Below are 21,204 nucleotides of genomic sequence, written 5' to 3'. Positions count from 1 at the left end.
CCCGCGCACGCTTGAACACGACGTCGATGCGTTGATCGCGCATCGTGCGCGCAAGCGTGCCCGCGGGGCAAACCCGTGCCACGACGCGCCATCGATCCGCCGTACCGGCAACGATCGATCGCCTGCCCGCAGCCGGCCGCCGATCCGGTCTATATGTTTCGCATCCCTTATTTAAAGGCGGACATTTCCGCCACCGGAGCCCGATCATGTTCGAAATCGACAAGCAATACACGCGCGAATTCATCCACACCGCCTGCGGCGGCAGCAAGCAGGCATTCCTGCCGACCAGGAACGGCAGGGTCGTGGCCGCCTGCCTGCGCGCGGACCTCAACCCGCATGCGCCCGACGTGATCCTGTGCGACGGCAGCGCGTCAGCGCGCTCGGCCGGCAGGACGCTCGCCGCGCAGCGCGACGCGATCCCGGTGTTCATCCGGATGGCCACCGATGCGTACCGCTTCGTCGGCCAGTACGTCGTCAGCGAATCGCTCACCGCGCCGCTCGACTGCGCGCCGTACGTACGCAACAGCGGCTTCACGCCCGCACAGATCTCGCGCGTGCTGAAGCTCAAACGCAGCTGACGCGCCGGCCGGGCGCATCCCGCACCCGGCGCGGGCGTCTTTCATACAGGAGCAATCATGCTTGGCTTCACGTTCTGGAAACACGTGATCGGCGCGCGAACCGATGCCATTCGCGACGACCGGACGATCGCGCACGACCGGCATCGCAGGATGTCGCGGACGCTCGTGCTGGCCAGCGCCGCGGTGGCGTTCGCGGCGATCGCGTTCGACGCGCCCGTGATCGGCATTTCGGTGTTTCTGCTGGCGACGCTGCCGTTCGTGCTGTCGGGCACCTGAAGCCGCGCGTGCCGGGCCCGGCATCGGCCGTCGATCGATACGACATTTTAATACCGGGCCCCCGCGTCTCTGACACCGTCTTTACGCGCTTTTGTCTAGGATTTCCCTGTCATCCCGACACGGAGAAATCCGCATGCAAACGCAACAGGCCGCCGCCGGCGGCCCATCCGACCTTCCCCATCGACGCGGCGGCACGCCGTTCGCGACCCGGCTCGCGCACGCGTGTCCGCCGGAGCGCATCCTGCTCGACGTGCCGGTCGAAAGCGCGATCCAGTTGTTCGACCTCGCCGCGCAGTACATCGCGCGCGGCAGCGGCGTGTCCGCCGAGCGCATCCGGACCGAGCTGACGAAGCGCGAACAGCTCGGCTCGACCGGCCTCGGCCAGGGCGTCGCGATTCCGCATGCGCGGGTCGACGGGCTCCGCTCGGCCGCCGCGCTGTTCGTGCGCGCGCTGTACCCGTTCGCGTTCAACGCGCCAGACCGCAAGCCGGTGCGCGAGTTCATCGTGCTGGTACTGCCGAAGGAGGACGACCGCGCGCACCTCGAACTGCTCGCCGACGCGGCGCGCTGCTTCAGCGACCGTCCGTTCCGGCAGGCGTCGCGCGATGCGCTGACGCCCGACGACATTCACCGTCTCATGCAACGCGCGAACTGACGCCGCACGGCGCGGCGACAGGCCCCTCTTCATTACTTCGGATTCCCATGTTCCCAGACCCTGAAAGTCCCATTCCGACCTCGCGGCGCGTCGCCGGCCTGGCCCGCTCGCTGCCGTTCATGCAGGCGCTGCACGGGCAGACCGTCGTCATCGTCGACGGCGGCGCGACGAACGACGCGCGCGCGCGCCAGTCGCTCGCGCAGGACGTCGCGCTGCTCGCACTCACCGGCGTGCGTCCGATCGTGATCCAGGGCGTGCCGGCCGCGTCCGGCACGCCGTCGATCCACGTCGTGCACGCCGAGATGGCGGGCGTCAATCATGAACTGGTGCGCCTGATCGGCAGTCACGGCGCGAGGGCGATCGGCATCGACGGCCACGACGGCGGCCTGCTGGTCGCGAGCGCGGAATCCGGCCGCGACGGCACGGGCGCGGTCGCCCGGTTCGACGGCGCCGCGCTGGATGCGTTTCTCGCGAACGGGCTGGTGCCCGTCGTGATGCCGGTCGCCCCGGACGACGGAGGCCGCGATCGCCTGCTGCGCCCGGAACGGCTCGGCAGCCTGTTCGCGCAGCGCACCGGCGCCGTCACGCTGGTGATGATGGTGAACGGCACGCTGCTGGGCGAACTCGGCGAACTGGCGGGGCTGTACGGCATCACCGAGCTCGAGCAATGGCTTGCCGAGCATCCGGCGGCGGCGGCGGCCCCGTGCGTGCGGGACGCACTCGATGCGCTCGCGCACGGCGTGCAGAACGTCCATCTCGCCGATCTCGGGCAACCCGAATCGCTGATCGATGAACTGCTGACGGAGGAAGGATCGGGGGTGGTGTTCTGCCGGCGCGGCAACACCGACCTGCTGTCGGAAACCCGCCGCTACTTCGCGGATTCGGCCAGCGTGCTGCGCGACGGCTTCAGCGTCGAGCAGAAGCAGGTCGTGCGTTTCTGACCGCGCGGCCATGAAGCGCCGGCGGCGACCCTTGCGGGCCGCCGCCGGCGTACGGCCTCAGCGACGCGTCGCCAGACGCCGCACGACGCGCACCAGCGCATCGACCTCGTCGCACGTGTTGTAGAACGCGAGCGACGGCCGCACCGTGGCCTCGAGCCCGAAACGCCGCAGGATCGGCTGCGCGCAGTGATGCCCCGAGCGCACCGCGATGCCCTCTTCGTTCAGCGCCTGCCCGACCTCCTCGGTCTCGTAGCCCTTCAGCACGAACGACAGCACGCTCGCCTTGTCGCGCGCGGTGCCGACCAGCCGCACGCCCGGCACCGGCGCGAGCACGCTCGTCGCATACGCGAGCAGGTCGTGCTCGTAGCGCGCGATGTTCTCGATGCCGATCCGGCTCACGTAGTCGAGCGCGGCGCCGAGCCCCACCGCATCCGCGATGTTGCCGGTGCCGGCCTCGAAGCGGTTCGGCGGCGGCTGGAACACCGTGCGCTCGAACGTCACGTCCGCGATCATGTTGCCGCCGCCCTGCCAGGGCGGCATGTCGTCGAGGATCGCGCGCTTGCCGTACACGACGCCGATCCCGGTCGGCCCGTAGATCTTGTGCCCGGAGAACACGAAGAAATCCGCATCGAGCGCCTGCACGTCCACGCGCATGTGCGAGATCGACTGCGCCCCGTCGACCAGCGCCTTCGCGCCCGCGCGATGCGCAAGCTCGACGATCTCCTTCACCGGCACGACCGTGCCGAGCGCGTTCGACACCTGCGTGACGGACACGATCTTCGTGCGGTCGTTGAGCAGCTTCCGGTATTCGTCGAGCAGAACCTGCCCCGAATCGTCGACCGGAATCACGCGCAGCTTCGCCCCCTTCTGCGCGGCAAGCTGCTGCCACGGCACGATGTTCGCGTGATGCTCGAGATGCGACACGACGATCTCGTCGCCTTCGCCGACGTTCTGCACGCCCCAGCTCTTCGCGATCAGGTTGATCGCCTCGGTCGTGCCGCGCACGAACACGATCTCGTCCGGCGACGAAGCGCCGATGAAGCGTTGCACGGTTTCCCGCGCGTGCTCGTACGCATCCGTCGCGCGGCCGGCCAGCGCATGCGCGGCGCGGTGGATGTTCGAGTTCTCGTGCGCATAGAAATACGCGAGCCGGTCGATCACCGCCTGCGGCTTGTGCGTCGTCGCCGCGTTGTCGAACCACACGAGCTGCTTGCCGTTCACGCGCTCCTGCAGGATCGGGAAATCGCGGCGGATCGCGTTGACGTCGAACGGCGGGTGCGCGCCGCCCGCCAGGGCGTGCGGCTCGGCGGCCCGCGCGTCGTCGATGAAGTAGCGCGGCACGTCCGTTCCCGGCGTGCGTGCGGACGGCGCGTCGCGACGCACCGCCAGCAGTTCGCGCAGCGCCTCCTCGCCCGGCAGCCCGAACGCTTCCGGCGACGCCAGGCCGTGCGACGGCACGACGATGTCCTGCGGCGTGGCCTGCCAGCCCTGCCGCGTACCGTCGGTGAAGTAGTACGGCGACGCGGCGGCCGGCGCGGCCTTCGCGCCCTCCTCCACGGTCACCGCATTCGCCTGCGGCACGCCGAGCGCCGCGCCGCCGATACGCGGCTCCAGCGCCGGCGCGATCGTCACCACGCTGTCGGGCAAGCCGTTCTGCGCGGCCGCATGCGGCGCGAGCGCGGGCACGCGGTTGCCGAGCGACAGCACATGAGTCGGCGCCGACGGCGCGAGGTTCGCACCGGCCACCTTCCCCTGCGGCGGCGCGAAGCCCGGCACGCCGGTGCCCGTGCCGCCCGGCCCCGCGAGCGGCGAGCCGGCCGGTGCAGGATTGCTCACCGACGCGAGGATCGGCGCGGCCGCCGGCAGCGCCGACGGCACGCCGCCGACCGCCCCGCTGCCCGCCGACACCTCGGGCGCGGTGGCCTGCCCCGGCGGCGTCGCGAAGAACTCGGACGCGAGCCGCGCGAGCATCGCCGGGTCGGGCAGGCCGGCCGGCAACGGCGGCGCGTGCGGCAACGCGGGTGCGTCGCCGCCCAGGCCCGGATTAACGGTAGGTGTCGGGATAGTCATGGTACTTGGCGATTTCGACGTCATCGAGGACAGCCAGCGCATCCGGCGAATGGACCGCGAGCGAGCAGTACAGCGAGATCAGGTACGACGCGATCGCCTGGTTGTTGATCCCCATGAAGCGCACCGACAGGCCCGGGCCCTGTTCGCCGGCCACGCCCGGCTGATACAGGCCGACGACGCCCTGCCGCTTGTCGCCGACGCGCAGCAGCAGGATCTTGGTCTTGCCGTCCGCGACCGGCACCTTGTCCGACGGGATCAGCGGAATGCCGCGCCACGTGATGAACTGCGAACCGAACAGGCTGACCGTCGGCGGCGGCACGCCGCGCCGCGTGCATTCGCGGCCGAACGCGGCGATCGCGAGCGGGTGCGTGAGGAAGAACGCCGGTTCCTTCCACACCTTGGTCAGCAGTTCGTCGAGATCGTCCGGCGTCGGCGCGCCCGTCAGCGGGAAGATCCGCTGTTCGTCGGTCACGTTCGCGAGCAGCCCGTAGTCCGGGTTGTTGATCAACTGGCTTTCCTGCAGCTCCTTGATCGTCTCGATCGTCAGGCGCAGCTGTTCCTTGATCTGGTCGTGCGGGCTGCTGTACAGGTCGGAGATCCGCGTATGCACGTCGAGCACCGTGCTCACCGCGTTCAGGAAATACTCGCGCGGCTGCTCTTCGTAGGGCACGAAGGTCTGCGGCAGCACGCTTTCGTCCTCGAGCTGCGTGCATGCGGCGCGCACGGCTTCCGGGTTCTTCACCTGGTTCAGGCGATAGATGCCGGCCTCGACCGGCACCCATTGCAGCAGATGGGTCAACCAGCGCGGCGTGATCGTGGAAAGCTGCGGGACGGTCTTGGTAGCGTTCGCTAGTTGGCGGGCGGCGTGATCGCTCAGCGCAGCCGTGCCGCTTGCAACGGTCGACATGTGTAGCTCCGGGTTCTTAAGATGAAAAACGGGATTGCTTATGACGCTGGGTGATTATCGGAAGCGCGCGCCCGCCGGCTCAACATGCTATAGCCGTCAAGTCGCGCGCAACCGAAAGGGAAATGAAACAGGCGGCGTCAGGTGACGTAGGCGCCCGGCAACAGCGTCGAGATCGACACGTCGAACGCCCGCGCGAGCTTGTCGGCCGTGACGATCGATGCGATCGCCTCGCCGCGCTCGATCTCGCCGACGTACGAGCGGTTCAGCCCCGCATGCTCGGCAAGCTGCTCCTGCGACCACGTGCGCGCTTCGCGCATCTTGCGCACGGTGGCGCCGAAGTGATGAATGAGATCGCTCATGACGCCACCTGTGCAACGGAAACCGGTTCCGCCGGCACGCGCGGCGCGGCGCTCGCCTCGCTGCGCAGCACGGCCTGGGTCACGTTCGCGCCGGGCGGCACGTCCTGCGTCAGCCACACGTTGCCGCCGATCACCGCGCCGCGCCCGATCGTCACGCGGCCGAGGATCGTCGCGCCCGCGTAGATCACCACGTCGTCCTCGACGATCGGATGACGGGCGAGCCCTTTCTCCAGATGGCCGGCCGCATCGCGCGGGAACCGCTTCGCGCCGAGCGTGACCGCCTGGTACACGCGCACGCGCTCGCCGATGATCGCCGTCTCGCCGATCACGACACCCGTGCCGTGGTCGATGAAGAAGCCGCCGCCGATACGCGCGCCCGGATGGATGTCGATGCCCGTTTCCGCATGCGCCTGCTCGGCGATGATCCGCGCGAGCAGCGGCAGCCCGAGCCCGTACAGTTCGTGCGCGAGCCGGTGATGGATCATCGCGAGGATGCCCGGGTAGCACAGCAGCACCTCGTCGACGCTGCCGGCCGCCGGATCGCCGTGGAATGCGGCCAGCACGTCGCTGTCGAGCAGCCGGCGAATCTCGGGGAGGCGGGCGGCGAACGCCTGCACCACCTCCGATGCGGGCTCGTCGACCGTTCCCGCCGCGCTGCGCTGGCGCGCCGCGTAGCGCAGCTCCAGCGTCACCTGCGCGAGCAGCGCGTTCAGTGCCGCATCGAGCGCATGCGCCACGTAAAAGTTCTCGCTCTCCTGGCGCAGGTCCGGCGGCCCGAGCCGCATCGGAAACAGCACGCCTTTCAGCGCGCCGACGATCTGCGCGAGCGCCTCGCGCGCCGGCAGGTCGCGCCCGCCCGGTTCGAGCGAGCGGCGCTGCTTCTCGCGCCACGCACGGCGCACGGTCTGGAGCGACTGGACAATTTCGGCGATATCGAATGCGGCCATCTGCGTATTCCCCGTTGCGCTCGCCGATCAGTCCTGCACCCAGGGCAGGCCGTGGCGCCGCCAGCCGTTGCGGCCGCCGCGGTGCTGCTGCTCGTCGAGGTCGCCCTCGAAACCCTCGAGTACGTTGAACACCTGCGTGAAGCCCGCCTTGGTCGCGGCCTCCGCCGCCTGCGCGGAACGGTTGCCGCTGCGGCACAGCAGCAGCACGACGGCATCCTTGCCCGTCTTCGCTTCGAGTTCGCGCGCGAAACGCGGATTGCGGGTCAGGCTCGTACCGGTTGCCCACGGTACGTGCAGCGATTCCGGCACGTGGCCGACGAACTTGCGCTCCTCTGCGGTGCGCACGTCGACCAGCACGGCATCGCCGGCGGAAAACAGCGCCCATGCGGCTTCGGGCGCCACGCCGCCCGCGTAGGGCGTGCCGGCTGCGGCGGCGGCCGCGCGGGCGTCTTCGAGCGCCTGCTGCGCGGTGGTTCGTTCTTCCAATGCATACGTCATGACGCTTCCTTGTCCTTGTATATTGGTATGACAAAAACCTGGGAGGCGGCCCGTGCAGCTGTTGTGCAGTCTATAGCCGTCAACGTCACTATGCGAGTGCGCTACGGGAAGCAGAACCAATAAAAATTCATTTCCTAATCAGCGTCGGGAGATAGGCAATCGCAGAGGCGAACAATCGCGTGCACTGTTGCATGGCGAGACGTCAGGACGATGAAAAGGGCCGGATGGCATGCAGCCGTCCGGGGAGGACGGCACGCGCGGAATCGCCGGGCGGGATCCCGCGGGATGAAACGCCGGCTTGCCGGGACAAGCTTGCAGTCACTTCATGATTGCATCCGGCGTTTCGGCGTTTCGCGCCCCGCCTGAGCCGACGCGCCGCGCGACCGTCCGGCCGCGCGACATCGCACCGCTCACCGCGCATCCCGCTGCGCCCGCTCCGCCGCCGCGATGATCGCGTCGGCCACGGCCGTCGGCCGGCTCAGCATCGCGACATGGCTGCCGTTCACGCGCGCGACCGTCGCGCCGATCCGCTTCGCCATCGCCTCCTGCAACGCCGGATCGATCATCCTGTCCTGCGTCGTCACGACGAACGTCGACGGCTTCGCGTGCCACGCGGCCTGCGCGACCTTCTCCGAGAGGCACCCGCCGTACCACGGCCCCTGTGTCGCCGCGACGAGGTGCTGCTGCGCGGGCGGCAGGTCCGGCGCGAAATCCTGCGCGATCGCCTGGTCCGACAGCGTCGCGAAACCGCCCGCATCCTTGCGCAGCTCACCGGCCCATGCGGGCGCAGGCAGCCCTTGCGTGACATCGGCGATCGACTGGCCGCTGTCGGGCGCGAACGCCGCGACATAGACGAGCGACTTCACCTTGTCGTCGTTGCCGGCCTCGCTGATCACGACGCCGGCCCACGAATGGCCCACCAGCACGACCGGCCCCTTCTGCCCGTCGATCGCGCGCTTCGTGGCGGCCGCGTCGTCCGCGAGCGAACTCAGCGGATTCTGCACCGACACCACGTGCAGCCCGCGCGCCTCGAGCAGCGGGATCACGCGGTTCCAGCTCGACCCGTCGGCGAACGCGCCGTGCACGAGCACGACGTTGGTGCCCTTCAGGTCCGCCTTCGGCGCGGCGTGCGCCGCGACCGCACTGCCCAGTCCGCCGACCATCGCGGCGGATACCAGTACGCGTTTCATCAAACCGGCCATCGTCCTGCTCCTTTCTCTGTCGTGTCGTTCGAATGACGTGCCTCGGCAGCAGCCGCGCCCGCATGCGGCGGACGCGGCGCCGGGTCACGAATGGGCATACAGGTCGTCGGCGGCGTTCCGCCCGGCGCGCGACGGGGCATCCCGATGGCCGGCAGGCGTCGATGCATCGGCCATGTTGTCGCCCTGCGACTTCGACGGGCCGTTCTGGTCGGAGCGCGCGACCTGCAGCGCGGCGGCGATGTCGTCCGGGTAGTGCGGCTCGCTCTGCGCCGGGTGGTAGCCGGCCTGTTCGAGGCGGACGAGTTCGGCACGCACGTCGGCACGCGTCAGGCCATGGCCCGCGGTATCGGCGAACGACCAGGCGGGGACGGCGGCGAGCGCGGCAACGGCGAGGATTCGGGCGGCTTTCATCAGGGTTCTCCTTCAAGGAAATGGGTCTGTCGATCATTCGGCATCCGATGCATGTTTCCGGCATCGAACGTTTGCTGCATGTCGACAGTAGAACCCGCGCACGTATCCGGCATGTTTCCGGAACCGGGGCTTTACGCATGCCTGTTTGTCCGGAACGCCCGCGGATACGCTGCGATACACATCCGCCCGCCGCCGCGCTTCCAGCTCCCCGCGCACCCATGAAAAAAGGCGTGCCTCGCGCGGCACGCCTTTCGCTTCGCCGGTCACGCGCGCTCACGTCATGGCGCGAGCCGCGTGAACACGTCGTCGTGGTTCTTCACCCGCGCCTGGTGGCACGCGAAACACGTCTGGTGCTGGCCGATGTCGGCCGGCACGCCGTCGATGAAACGCCCGTAGCCCCAGCCGCCCGTCGACGCATAGCGTCGCGAATCCTTCACCATCACCTGCACGGTCGTCGCGTGGCCGGGCACCGTCGCCGGCGCGAACTCGTCGGACTGCCTGCGCTTGTACGCGAGCTTCACGAGGATCGCGCCGTCGGGGAACGGCAGCGTCGCCTGTTCGAGCGCGCGGATCGCGACGGGGTTGCCGAGCACCACGCGCAGCTCGTCGAGCGGCGCGGCCTCTTCGGCCGGCGCGACCATTTCCCACTTGCGGTAGCCGGGCGGAATCGACACGCCGTAGATCGGCGACACGGCCGCCGCCGGCTTCGGCTGCTCCGCGAACGCTGCCGGCCCGCCGGCAGCCCACACGCCGGCCAGCAGCACGCCCGCGACGAGCGCGCGGCGCGCACCGCGACGCCACTCCCCCACGCCCGCCCGCATCACAGCTGCTCCACTTGCAGGATTGCGTCGGCGAACGCCTGCGGCGCTTCCTGCGGCAGGTTGTGGCCGATGCCGCCGGAGATCGTCCGGTGCTGGTACTTGCCCGCGAACTTCTTCGCATACGCGGCCGGCTCCGGATGCGGCGCGCCGTTCGCGTCGCCTTCCATCGTGATCGTCGGCGCCGTGATGACGGGCCCCGCCGCCAGCCGCCGCTCGATCTCGTCGTATTGCGCCTCGCCCTTCGCGAGCCCGAGGCGCCAGCGATAGTTGTGGATCACGACGGCCACATGATCGGGATTCCGGAACGATGCCGCCGTGCGCGCGTAGGTCTCGTCGGAGAACTGCCACTTCGGCGACGCGAGTTGCCAGATCAGCTTGTTGAACGCATCTCGGTTCGCCGCATAGCCCAGCGCGCCGCGCTCGGTCGTGAAGTAGAACTGGTACCACCACTGGAATTCGGCCTGCGGCGGCAGCGGCTTGCGGTTCGCCTCCTGGCTGCCGATCAGGTAGCCGCTCACCGACACCAGCGCCTTCACGCGCTGCGGCCACAGCGCCGCGACGATGTCGGCGGTGCGCGCGCCCCAGTCGTAGCCGCCGAACACCGCGCGCTCGATCTTCAGCGCGTCCATCAGCGCGACGATGTCGACGGCCGTCACCGCCTGCTGGCCGTTGCGCACCGTGTCGGCCGAACGGAACGTCGTCGTGCCGTAGCCGCGCAGGTAAGGCACGATCACGCGATAGCCGGCCGCGACCAGCAGCGGCGCGACGTCCGCATAGCTGTGGATGTCGTACGGCCAGCCGTGCAGCAGGAACACCGCGGGGCCGTCCCTCGGCCCGAGGTCCGCATACCCGACGTTGAGCACGCCCGCGTCGATCTGGTGGATCGTGCCCAGCGACGCGACGCCGGCCGGGCGCTGCGCCGCCGGGGCGTCGGGCGCCGGCTGCGCCTGCGCCAGCGCGCCGAATCCGAGGTCGGCGAGGCTCAGGCTCGCCAGGGTCGAGCCCAGGATCAGGCGGCGGCGGGTATTCACGGTATCGGGCATGACGTGTTCTCCAGTGTCGGTTTCCAAGGAAGGCGCCCGCGGCACGTGCGGGCATTCGGGTCGCGCCGTTCGCGGCGGCCGCACATCGAACCGCGCCGCCGCGTGAAGCGCTTCACCGGTTTTATAGCGGAACGCCCGGAAGGCTTTGTATCCCAACGTATCCGCGTGCGAACACGACATACAGCGATTCAAAAATCGCCGGGGAAACGACGCTTCCGGGCGTCCTCGCCTACGCGCGACGCAACGGCCGCAACCCGGCCCGCACCTCGCGGGCAAACAGGTCAGGCTCCTCCCATGCCGCGAAATGCCCGCCCTTGTCGACTTCGTTGAAGTAGATCAGGTTGCGATAGCTGCGCTCGGCCCAGCTGCGCGGCGCCTGGTAGATCTCGCCGGGGAACACCGTGATCGCGGCCGGCAGCGCGATATCCACCGCGTTGAAGTTGTTCGAGTGATCCTCCCAGTAGATCTGCGCGGCCGATGTCGCGGTGTTCGTCAGCCAGTACAGCGAGATGTCGTCGAGAATCTCGTCGCGCGGAATCGAGCGTTCGGGCACGCCGCCGCTGTACGTCCACTGCGAGATCTTGTCGAACATCCACGCGGCCTGCCCGGACGGCGAATCGGCGAGCGCATAGCCGACCGTCTGCGGGCGCGTGACCATCATCGCCGAGTAGCCGCAGTTGTCGCGATAGAACGTCGCGAGCTTCTCGTACGCGGCCTTCTCCTTCGGCGACAGCGACGCCGGCGCGGGCGCATCGGTCGCGAGCAGCGTCGCGATGTCCGGCGGCACCGTCGCCGGCATGTTCACGTGTATCCCGGCCAGCCCCTGCACGCGCTGCATCGCCATCCGGTGCGAGATCACCGAGCCGCAGTCGCCGCCCTGCGACACGAAGCGCGTATAGCCGAGGCGCGCCATCAGCTCGCCCCATGCGCGCGCGATATGGTCGGAACCCCAGCCGGTTTGCGTCGGCCGCCCGGAGAAACCGAAGCCCGGCAACGACGGCACGACGACATGGAACGCATCGTCCGCGCTCGCGCCGTGCGCGGTCGGGTCGGTCAGCGGCCCGATCGCCTTCAGCAACTCGAAGATCGAACCGGGCCAGCCGTGCGTCATGATCAACGGCAGCGCATTCTCGTGCCGCGAGCGCACGTGGATGAAGTGAATGTCGAGCCCGTCGATTTCCGTGATGAACATCGGGAAGCCGTTCAGGCGCGCCTCGCCCTTGCGCCAGTCGTACTCGGTGCCCCAGTAGCGCAGCAGCGCCTGCATGCGCGCGAGCCGCACGCCCTGCGATTCGTCGGCGACGGTCTCGCGGCCCGGCCAGCGCGTCGCGGCGATGCGGCGCCGCAGGTCGGCCACGGCGTCGTCGGGAATGTGGGCGGTGAACGGGCGTATGCCGCTCGCGCCGGTCGCGGCACGCAGCGCCGCCGTGGGCAGCATCGCCGAGACCCCGGCGGCCACGGATGTGGCCAGCAGGTGGCGACGCATCGGGGAAAACGGTGTGGAAGACATCGTGCGGCATCTCCTTTCGTGAAGTGGAAAGTGAACATGCCGCGCGCGCAAGCGCACCGTGGCTTTCAATCCGGCGCGCCCTCGTCACGCGGCGTCGCTCATTTGAAAGGTTCGATGTATCCGGGATTTGTCCCGTTTGTATGTGTATGTAGCAGCCGCTTGCGGTGGCTGCGCGGCGACAGGAAGCCGCCGACGCCCGGTTTCGGGCCGTGACGCGGTCACGCTCTCTCGTGCTTGTCCTGTTTGAACGACGGGGGGCGGCCGACCGCCCCCGCATGGCGCTGCCGGCCGGCGGCCCGGCCCGCGTTCAGAACTGGTAGCCCACCCGGACGCTGCCCTGCTGCATCGACGCCCCCCCGGTGTTGATGACGGCGTCGTAGTTCAACGACACGTCGAGGCGCTTCGACAGATGCATCGAGACACCGGCACCGGTCGAGAGATACCCGTGCGGCAAGTTCGTCCCCGGCGCCGCGAACTGCGTCCCGTCCTGCGCGGCAACCGTGATCGCGCGGTGCGTGTCGAGCACCTCGCGGGCGTAACCCAAGCGCAACTGCACGTTCACCGGCTTGAGTTCGCTGCCGAAGGCCTGGTCGAGCGTGACGCCGGCATAGGGCTGCAGGCTGTGGACGTTGTCGGTGCCGACGTTCAGGTCCTGGCCGCCCGCCCCGCTTTCGCCGAAACCGTTCGCATGGAAGTAGGCGTAACGCAGGCCGATACGCGGGGTCAGCGTCACGCCGCCGAATGCGAGCGGCAGGCTGGCCTGCGCGCCCGTGGTCACTTCCTGGCCCATGTGGTCGCCCGTGGCGCTGCCCGGCACGCCGAGCGGGCGCTTCTGCGCAAGGAAGTCGAGGCCCGCGCCCAGCGTCGCCGCGAGGTTCACCGGCCCCACGAAGCGGCTGCCGTACAGCGCGGCGCGCAGCGTGTCGGTCGTGCCCGTGTCGCCGGTGACCTGCTCGCCGATGTCCGCGTGACTGTAGCTCGCGGCCACCCCGACCGTATAGTCGCCGCGCTTCTGGTCGAGCCCGGCAAGGAAGCCGTAGCGGGTCGACTGGAAGCCGGGCGCGCCGTTCGCGCCGCCGACCTTGGTCTGGCTGGCCGTCGCGGTGATCCAGCCGTCCGGGTTCGCGGCCGTCGCGGCCGATGCGCGGTCGAGACGATCGAGCAGCGCGCTGCCGGCCGCCTGGGCGCCGAGCGCGACCGACGTGCCCACCGCCGTATAGATGCCGGTGTCGACCGGTGCGACCACGACCGGCGCGCCCGGCGTAGCCGGCGCGCCGGGCGCGTTCAGCGTGAGGTCGACGGCGGTCGCGCCGTACGCGATCGACGGCGTCAGGGTACCGAGGTTCGCGGTGCCGGTGCTGGTGACGTTGCCGAACGTGCCGCTCAGGCTCTGGGCCGCAACGAGCGTGTACTGCTTCGCCGAATACGTGCCCGGATCGTAGGTGATCGCCAGCGTGCCGCCCAGCGTCGCGGCGCCGTTGACCTTCAGCTGGGACGCCGCCGTCGGGCTGACCTCGACCGCCAGCGTGGCATTGCCGGCCTGCTTGTAGTTGCCCCCCACCGTCAGCGTACCGATCGAGCCGCCCGGCATGACCGTGCCGTTGTTCGTCACGCTGCCCGCCACCGTGCCATGGCCGCGCAGCGTACCCGGCAGATCGACCAGGACGTCGCCGCCGAGCCTGGCCGAAGGCGTATCGATGTCGCCCACCTCGAGCCGGCCCTGCGCCACTTCGGTGATGCCGCTGAACCCCGCGCTGTTGCCGTTGACGATCAGCGATCCGCTGTTGCCCGAGACCAGCAGCTTGCCCGTGCCGTTGAAGGTCCCGCCGAAAGTGCCGGCGGCGTTCGTGAGCGTGAGCGTCCGGCTGCCGAGCTCGACCATGCCGCCGCCGGCCAGGTTCGCGACCGAGGCGCCGCTCGTCGTACCCGAGAGGTTCAGGGTTCCGTTGACGGTGACGCCGCTCGACTGCGCAATGCTGCCCGCGCCGCTCAGCGCCAGTTCCGCGCCGCTGGCGATCGTGGTGGCGCCCGCGTACGTGTTCGCACCGGTGAGCGTCTGCGTGCCGCTGGTCATCGTCAGCCCGCTGCCGCCCGAAATCACGCCGCCGAAACTGCCGTTCACGCCGGAAAGCGCCAGCCCCGCGTTGCCGAGCGTGACGTTGCCGGTGCCCGACAACGCGCTGATCGCGCCTTCGACCACCAGCTTGCCGTTATCCACGACATTGCCCAGCGCGATGTTGTTCGCGTTCGACAGGATGAGCGTGGCGGCGCTCCCGATCGTCGTGATGCCCGAATAGGTGCTGATCCCCGTCAGGGTCTGGCTACCGCTGGCGATCGTGAGACCGCCGGTGCCGGAAATCGCGCCGCTGTAGACGCCGGTCGCGTTCGTGAGCGTGAGCGTGCGGCTGCCCAGCGTCACGCCGCCCGAGCCCGTCAGGCTCGTGACCGAGGCGCCGTTCGTCGTGCCCGAGATGTCCAGCGTCCCGTTGTCGATCACGCCGCTCGACTGGGCCACGCTGCCCGTGCCGCTCAACGCCAGCGTTGCGCCGCGGCCGATCGTGGTCGCCCCCGTGTAGGTGTTCGCACCGCCCAGCGTTTGCGTGCCGCCCGTCAGCGTCAGCCCGCCGCTGCCGGACATCGCACCGCCGAAGGCGCCCGCGCCTTTCGTCAGCGTGAGCGTCTGGCTGCCCAGCGTCACGCCGCCCGCCCCCGACAGGCTCGCGAGCGAGACGCCCGCCGTCGCGCCCGAGAGGTTCAGCGTGCCGTTGTCGGTGACCGCGCTCGACGCGATGCTGCCCGTGCCGCTCAATGCCAGCGTCGCGCCGCCGGCGATCGTGGTCGCGCCCGAGTAGGTGTTCGCGCCGCTCAGCGTTTCGCTGCCGCTTGCCAGTGTCAGTCCGCCGTTGCCTGCAATCGCACCACTGAAGGTATCGCCGGCCTTCGTCAGCGTGAGCGTCTGGTTGCCCAGCGTCACGCCGCCCGACCCCGACAGGCTCGTGACCGCAGCACCCGCCGTCGTACCCGAGAGATCGAGCACACCGTTGTCGGTAACCGCGCTCGACGCGATGCTGCCGGCACCGCTCAGCGCCAGCACCGCGCCGCCGGCGATCGCGGTCGCGCCCGTGTACGTGTTCGCGCCGCCCAGCGTTTCGGTGCCGCTCGCCAGCGTCAGCCCGCCGCTGCCGGCAATTGCGCCGCCGAAAGTATCGCCGGCCTTCGTCAGCGTGAGCGTCTGGCTGCCCAGCGTGACCCCGCCCGAACCCGCCAGACTCGCGAGCGACGCACCCGCCGTCGTGCCCGAGAGGTCCAGCGTCCCGTTGTCGATCACGCCGCTCGACCGGGCCACACTGCCCGTACCGCTCAATGCCAGCGTCGCGCCGCCGGCGATCGTGGTTGCGCCCGTGTAGGTGTTCGCGCCGCCCAGCGTTTCGGCGCCGCTCGCCAGCGTCAGCCCGCCGTTGCCCGCAATCGCGCCGCTGAACGTGTTCGCGGCCTTGGTCAGCGTCAGTGTCTGGTTGCCGAGCGTCACGCTCCCCGAACCCAGGAGGGTCGAGATCGACGCGCCGGCCGTCGTGCCGGAGAGGTCCAGCGCGCCGTCGTCGACGATGCCGGCCGACTGGGCGATGCTGCCCGCGCCGCTCAGCGCGAGCGTCGCGCCGCTGTCGATCAGCGTCACGCCCGTATAGGCGTTCGCCCCACTCAACGTCAGCGTGCCGGCACCGTTGCTGCTGGTGACGCTCAGGCCGCCCGCGCCGCCGATGACGCCGCCGAGGGTCGACGCCTGGCCGTCGGTGTCGACCGTGCCGCCGCGACTGTTCAGCGTCACACTGCGGCTGGACGTGATGCCCGACGTCGTCCGGAGCGTACCGCCATTGAGCGTCAGCGAGCCCGAGGCGGCGCCCAGATTCGCGTCCGACGACACGACCAGCGTGCCGGCCTCGATCGTCGTGCCGCCCGTATAGGTATTGGCGCCACCCAGCGTTTCGACGCCGCTCGCCAGCGTCAGCCCGCTGTCGCCGGAAATCACGCCGCCGAAACTGCCGTTCGCGCCCGAAAGCGTCAGCCCCGAGCCGCCGAGCGCGAGGTTGCCGTTACCCGACAATGCGCCGATCGTGCCTTCGACCATCATCTTGCCGTAGTCCACGACATTGCCCAGCGCGATGTTGTTCGCATTCGACAGGATGAGCGTGGCGGCGCTCCCGATCGTCGTGATGCCCGTGTACGTGCTGATCCCCGTCAGGGTCTGGGTGCCGCTGGCGATCGTGAGACCGCCCGTGCCGGAGATCGCGCCGCCGTAGACGCCGGTCGCGTTCGTGAGCGTGAGCGTGCGGCTGCCCAGCGTCACGCCGCCCGAGCCCGTCAGGCTCGTGACCGAGGCGCCGTTCGTCGTGCCCGAGATGTCCAGCGTGCCGTTGTCGATCACGCCGCTCGACTGGGCCACGCTGCCCGCGCCGCTCAGCGCGAGCGTCGCGCCGCTGGCGATCGTGGTCGCCCCCGTGTAGGTGTTCGCACCGCCCAGCGTTTGCGTGCCGCCCGCCAGCGTCAGCCCGCCGCTGCCGGACATCGCACCGCCGAAGGCGCCCGCGCCTTTCGTCAGCGTGAGCGTCTGGCCGCCCAGCGTCACGCCGCCCGACCCCGACAGGCTCGCGAGCGAGGCGCCCGCCGTTGCGCCCGAAAGGTCCAGCGTGCCGTTGTCGTTGACCGCGCTCGAAGCGATGCTGCCCGCGCCGCTCAGCGCAAGCTTCGCACCGCCGGCGATCGTGGTCGCGCCCGTGTAGGTGCTCGCGCCGCCCAGCGTTTCCGTGCCGCTTGCCAGCGTCAGCCCGCCATTGCCTGCAATCGCACCACTGAAGGTGTCGCCGGCCTTCGTCAGCGTGAGCGTCTGGTTGCCCAGCGTCACGCCGCCCGAACCCGACAGGCTCGTGACCGCCGCGCCGGCCGTCGTGCCCGAGAGGTCCAGCGTGCCGTTGTCGGTCACGCCGCTCGACTTGGCCACGCTGCCCGTGCCGCTCAATGCCAGCGTCGCGCCGCCGGCGATCGTGGTTGCACCCGTGTAGGTGTTCGCGCCACCCAGCGTTTCGGTGCCGCTCGCCAGCGTCAGCCCGCCGCTGCCGGCCATCGCGCCGCCGAAGGTGTCGCCGGCCTTCGTCAGCGTGAGCGTCTGGTTGCCCAGCGTCACGCCGCCCGAACCTGCCAGGCTCGCGAGCGCGGCGCCCGCCGTCGCGCCCGAGAGGTTCAGCGTACCGTTGTCGGTGACATTGCTTGAAGCAGCGCTGCCCGTGCCGCTCAATGCCAGCGTCGCGCCGCCGGCGATCGTGGTTGCGCCCGTGTAGGTGTTCGCGCCGCCCAGCGTTTCGGTGCCGCTCGCCAGCGTCAGCCCGCCGTTGCCGGATATCGCGCCACTGAAGGTGTCGCCGGCCTTCGTCAGCGTGAGCGTCTGGTTGCCGAGCGTCACGCCGCCCGAACCCGCCAGGCTCGCGAGCGAGACGCCCGCCGTCGCGCCCGAGAGATCCAGCGTGCCGTTGTCGGCGACCGCGCTCGACGCGATGCTGCCCGCGCCGCTCAATGCCAGCGTCGCGCCGCCGGCGATCGTGGTCGCGCCCGTGTAGGTGTTCGCGCCGCTCAGCGTTTCGGTGCCGCTGGCCAGCGTCAACCCGCCACTGCCTGCAATCGCCCCGCCGAAGGTGTCGCCGGCCTTCGTCAGCGTCAGCGTCTGGCTGCCCAGCGTCACGCCGCCCGACCCGGACAGGCTCGCGATCGACGCACCGTTCGTCGTACCCGAGAGGTCGAGCGTACCGTTGTCGGTCACGCCGCTCGACGCGATGCTGCCGGCACCGCTCAGCGCCAGCACCGCGCCGCCGGCGATCGTGGTCGCGCCCGAGTACGTGTTCGCGCCGCCCAGCGTTTCGGTGCCGCTGGCCAGCGTCAGCCCGCCGTTGCCCGACATCGCGCCGTTGAACACGCCTGCGGCATTCGTGAGCGTGAGCGTCTGGTTGCCCAGCGTCACGCCGCCCAGGCCCGTCAGGCTCGCGACCGAGGCACCCGCCGTCGTGCCCGAGAGGTCCAGCGTGCCGTTGTCGATCACGCCGCTCGACCGGGCCACGCTGCCCGTACCGCTCAATGCCAGCGTCGCGCCGGCGGCGATCGTGGTCGCACCCGTGTAGGTGTTCGCGCCGCCGAGCGTTTCCGTGCCGCCTTCCAGCGTCAGCCCGCCGCTGCCCGACATCACGCCGCCGAACGTATCGCCGGCCGTCGCCAGCGTGAGTGTCTGGCTCCCCAGCGTCACGCCGCCCAGGCCCGCCAAGCTCGCGATCGACGCGCCCGCCGTCGCGCCCGAGAGGTCCAGCGTGCCGTTGTCGACGACCGCGCTCGACGCGATGCTGCCCGCGCCGCTCAATGCCAGCGTCGCGCCGCCGGCGATCGTGGTCACGCCGATGTAGGCATTCGCGCCGCTCAGCGTTTCGCTGCCGCTGGCGATCGTGAGTCCGCCGCCGATGCCCGACATCGCGCCGCTGAAGGTGTCGCCGGCCTTCGTCAGCGTCAGCGTCTCGTTGCCGAGGTTCACGCTGCCCGAGCCGGACAGGCTCGCAATCTGGCCTCCGGTCGTTACGCGCGACACGTCGAGCGTGCCGTTGTCGGTGACCGCACCCGATGCGATGCCGCCCGTGCCGCTCAATGCCAGCGTCGCGCCGCCGGCGATCGTCGTGGCCCCCGTGTAGGTGTTCGCGCCCGCCAGCGTTTCGGTGCCGCTTGCCAGCGTCAGCCCGCCGCTGCCGGATATCGCACCGAAGAACTGGTCGCTTGCGCCGGTGAGCGTGAGCGTCTGGTTGCCCAGCGTCACGCCGCCCGCGCCCGAGAGCGTCTTGACCGACGCACCGCTCGTCGTGCCTGAGATATCGAACGTGCCGTTGTCGGTCACGCCTCGCGACTGGGCAATGGTGCCCGTACCGCCGAGCGCCAGGGTGGCGCCGCCGGCAATGGTGGTCGGTCCCGCGTACGTGTTGGCGCCGGTCAGCGTCAGCTTGCCGGCGCCGGCGCTGCTGGTCACGATCAGCGCGCCGTAACCGTTGAGCACACCGCTGAAGGTGGACGCCTGACCGTCGGTATCGACCGTGCCGATCGTCTGCAGGAACATGCCGCGGCTGGAGGTCATGCCCGTCGTGGTCTGGAGCGTGCCGCCGAGGAAGCTCAGGATACCGGACGATGCGCCCAGGTTCGCGTCCGACGAAACGGCCAGCGTGCTGCCCTGGATCGTCGTGCCGCCCGCATAGGTGTTCGCGCCGCTCAGCGCTTCGGTGCCGCCGCTGATCCAGAGGCTGCTGTTGCCGGAAATGACGCCGCTGAAAGCACCCTGCGCGTTGGTGAGCGTCAACCGCCCGTTACCCGCAATCAGGCGGCCCGAGCCCGAGAGGCTCGTAATCGACACGCCGCCCGGCGTGGGCGTCACGGCCGAAACATCCAGCACGCCGTTGTCGGTCACGCCGCTCGACTGGGCGATGCTGCCCGCGCCGCTCAGCGCGAGCGTCGCGCCGCTGCCGATCGTCGTCGCGCCCGCGTAGGTGTTCGCGCCGCTCAACGTCAGCGTGCCGGCGCCACTGCTGCTGGCGACGCTCAGGCCGCCCGTGCCGCTGACGACTCCGCCAAGGGTCGACGCCTGACCGTCGGTATCGATCGTGCCGCCGCCATTGACCAGCGTCACGGCACGGCTGGACGTGACGCCCGCCGTCGTTTGCAGCGTGCCGCCGGCGAGCGTCAACGCGCCCGAGGACGCCCCCAGGCTGGCGTCGGACGATATCGCCAGCGTTGCGCCGGTCTCGACCGTCGCACCACCCGTGAACGTATTCGCGCCGCTCAGCGTCAGCGTGCCGTTACCCGTGCTGCTGGCGGCGATCAAGCTGCCGGCGCCGCTGATCACGCCGCTGAAGCTCGCGCGATTGCCGTCGGTATCGATCGTGTTGGCGCCGGCGCCCAGCAGCACGTTGCGGGCGGACGTGACACCCGCCAGCGTCTGCAGCGTGCCGAAGTAGAGCGACACCGTGCCCGACGACGCCCCCAGGCTGGCGTCGGACGTAATCGCCAACGTGCCGCTCTCGAGGGTCGTTCCTCCCGTATAGGTGTTCGCGCCGCTCAGCGTCAGCGTGCCTTTGCCGGTGCTGCTGTCGACGAGCAGCGCCCCCGAGCCGCTGATCACCCCGCTGAAGGTGGACGCGTGCCCGTTGCGGTCGATGGTGCCGCCGCCGTTCAGAACCACGTTGCGGCTGGACGTGATGTCCGCCGTCGTTTGCAGCGTGCCGCCGGACAGTGTCAGCGAACCCGAGGACGCCCCCAGCCCCGCGTCGGACGACACGGCCACCGTGGCGCGATCGATCGTCGTGCCGCCCGTATAGGTGTTCATGCCGCCCAGCGTCAGCGTGCCGCCGTCGAGACTGCTGGCGACCGTCAGGCCGCCCGCGCCGCTGAGCGTTCCGCCGAAGCTGACGGCGTTGCCGTCGGTGTCGATCGTGCCGCCGCCGCTCCCCAGCACCACGCCGCGGCTGGACGTGAGGCCTGCCGTCGTCTGCAGCGTACCGCCGGCGAGCGTGAGCGCGCCCGTCGAGGCGCCCAGGGCGCCGTCGGAAGAAATGGCGAGGGTTCCGCCGGAAACCGTCCAGGGCGTGACGGCCGAAGTCGTGTTCGTCAGCGTCCACGTGCCGGCGCCGGTTTTCTGGAAGACGCCGAATCCCTGATACGCGGCGCCCGGGCCAATCTTGCTGACATCGAAACTGCCATTGGCGGTGCCGCCGAGCGCGAGGGTATCGGCGGCGCTGAAGGCCACGACGTTGCCGTTGATCGTCGAGCCCGCCTCCAGCGTGAGCGAGTTGACGCCCCCCGTGAATAGAATCGCGGCGGCTTGCGCACCGGTGCCGCCGTCCGCATATCCGCCGGAAATCGTTCCGCTGTTGGTGACCGTCACATTCGAGCCGAGTATGCCCGCGCCGCCCGCCCC

At 70.1% G+C, this 21,204-nt stretch carries 15 protein-coding genes; 4 read left to right on the top strand and 11 right to left on the bottom strand.

Going from position 1 to position 21,204, the window contains the following annotated elements; all coding sequences use genetic code 11:
* The first annotated feature begins 206 nt into the window (after positions 1–206).
* The 4 genes from GQ57_RS03680 (at position 207) to GQ57_RS03665 (ending at position 2,450) form a co-directional block, all read left to right on the top strand.
* Positions 207–578, top strand: coding sequence for a DUF6697 family protein (locus tag GQ57_RS03680; protein ID WP_031398338.1), 372 nt, complete (start codon positions 207–209; stop codon positions 576–578).
* Between the two features lie 57 nt (positions 579–635).
* A complete protein-coding gene (locus tag GQ57_RS03675; RefSeq protein ID WP_235212668.1) occupies positions 636–854 on the top strand; it encodes a hypothetical protein in 219 nt (72 codons plus the stop codon).
* A gap of 133 nt (positions 855–987) precedes the next feature.
* Positions 988–1,509, top strand: a complete 522-nt coding sequence (locus GQ57_RS03670) for a PTS sugar transporter subunit IIA (RefSeq protein WP_031398340.1) — start codon at positions 988–990, stop codon at positions 1,507–1,509.
* Between the two features lie 47 nt (positions 1,510–1,556).
* On the top strand, positions 1,557–2,450 hold the full coding sequence (locus tag GQ57_RS03665) for an acetylglutamate kinase (protein WP_034197104.1): 894 nt from the start codon (positions 1,557–1,559) through the stop codon (positions 2,448–2,450).
* A gap of 57 nt (positions 2,451–2,507) precedes the next feature.
* Here the strand turns inward: GQ57_RS03665 and GQ57_RS03660 are convergent, their stop codons facing one another.
* The 11 genes from GQ57_RS03660 to GQ57_RS41295 all read right to left on the bottom strand — a co-directional run bounded on the left by GQ57_RS03660 (position 2,508) and on the right by GQ57_RS41295 (position 21,171).
* The gene (locus tag GQ57_RS03660) at positions 2,508–4,520 is read right to left on the bottom strand and encodes a family 2A encapsulin nanocompartment cargo protein cysteine desulfurase (protein ID WP_031398342.1); all 2,013 of its coding nucleotides are present in this window, start codon (positions 4,518–4,520) and stop codon (positions 2,508–2,510) included.
* Positions 4,495–5,427 carry a family 2A encapsulin nanocompartment shell protein gene (locus GQ57_RS03655; RefSeq protein WP_031398343.1) on the bottom strand — a complete coding sequence of 311 codons (933 nt, stop codon included), beginning with the start codon at positions 5,425–5,427 and terminating at the stop codon, positions 4,495–4,497. The genes GQ57_RS03660 and GQ57_RS03655 overlap by 26 nt, the downstream gene beginning before the upstream one ends.
* 137 nt (positions 5,428–5,564) lie before the next feature.
* On the bottom strand, positions 5,565–5,786 hold the full coding sequence (locus GQ57_RS03650; protein ID WP_031398344.1) for a helix-turn-helix domain-containing protein: 222 nt from the start codon (positions 5,784–5,786) through the stop codon (positions 5,565–5,567).
* Positions 5,783–6,733, bottom strand: coding sequence for a serine O-acetyltransferase EpsC (gene epsC / locus GQ57_RS03645; RefSeq protein WP_031398345.1), 951 nt, complete (start codon positions 6,731–6,733; stop codon positions 5,783–5,785). Before epsC ends, GQ57_RS03650 begins: the two co-directional genes overlap by 4 nt.
* A 27-nt stretch (positions 6,734–6,760) precedes the next feature.
* A complete protein-coding gene (locus tag GQ57_RS03640; protein ID WP_031398346.1) occupies positions 6,761–7,231 on the bottom strand; it encodes a rhodanese-like domain-containing protein in 471 nt (156 codons plus the stop codon).
* 410 nt (positions 7,232–7,641) lie between these two features.
* Positions 7,642–8,433: an alpha/beta fold hydrolase gene (locus GQ57_RS03635; protein ID WP_031398347.1), complete on the bottom strand. Its 792-nt coding sequence runs from the start codon at positions 8,431–8,433 to the stop codon at positions 7,642–7,644.
* Between the two features lie 84 nt (positions 8,434–8,517).
* Positions 8,518–8,844, bottom strand: coding sequence for a DUF4148 domain-containing protein (locus GQ57_RS03630; RefSeq protein WP_034197103.1), 327 nt, complete (start codon positions 8,842–8,844; stop codon positions 8,518–8,520).
* Positions 8,845–9,122: 278 nt separating this feature from the next.
* On the bottom strand, positions 9,123–9,665 hold the full coding sequence (locus GQ57_RS03625; RefSeq protein WP_034197102.1) for a cytochrome P460 family protein: 543 nt from the start codon (positions 9,663–9,665) through the stop codon (positions 9,123–9,125).
* The gene (locus tag GQ57_RS03620) at positions 9,665–10,708 is read right to left on the bottom strand and encodes an alpha/beta fold hydrolase (protein WP_034197101.1); all 1,044 of its coding nucleotides are present in this window, start codon (positions 10,706–10,708) and stop codon (positions 9,665–9,667) included. The genes GQ57_RS03625 and GQ57_RS03620 overlap by 1 nt, the downstream gene beginning before the upstream one ends.
* Positions 10,709–10,937: 229 nt before the next feature.
* Entirely contained in the window at positions 10,938–12,218 is a 1,281-nt protein-coding gene (locus GQ57_RS03615) for an epoxide hydrolase family protein (protein ID WP_034197100.1), read from the bottom strand.
* 307 nt (positions 12,219–12,525) lie between these two features.
* Positions 12,526–21,171: an autotransporter-associated beta strand repeat-containing protein gene (locus GQ57_RS41295; protein WP_235215014.1), complete on the bottom strand. Its 8,646-nt coding sequence runs from the start codon at positions 21,169–21,171 to the stop codon at positions 12,526–12,528.
* Between the last annotated feature and the right edge of the window lie 33 nt (positions 21,172–21,204).

Origin of the sequence: Burkholderia sp. MSh2, from assembly GCF_000731655.1 — a bacterium.
GTDB lineage: Bacteria > Pseudomonadota > Gammaproteobacteria > Burkholderiales > Burkholderiaceae > Burkholderia > Burkholderia paludis.
Note: the sequence above shows the minus strand (reverse complement) of the source record. Positions and strands in the feature narration are given on the sequence as shown.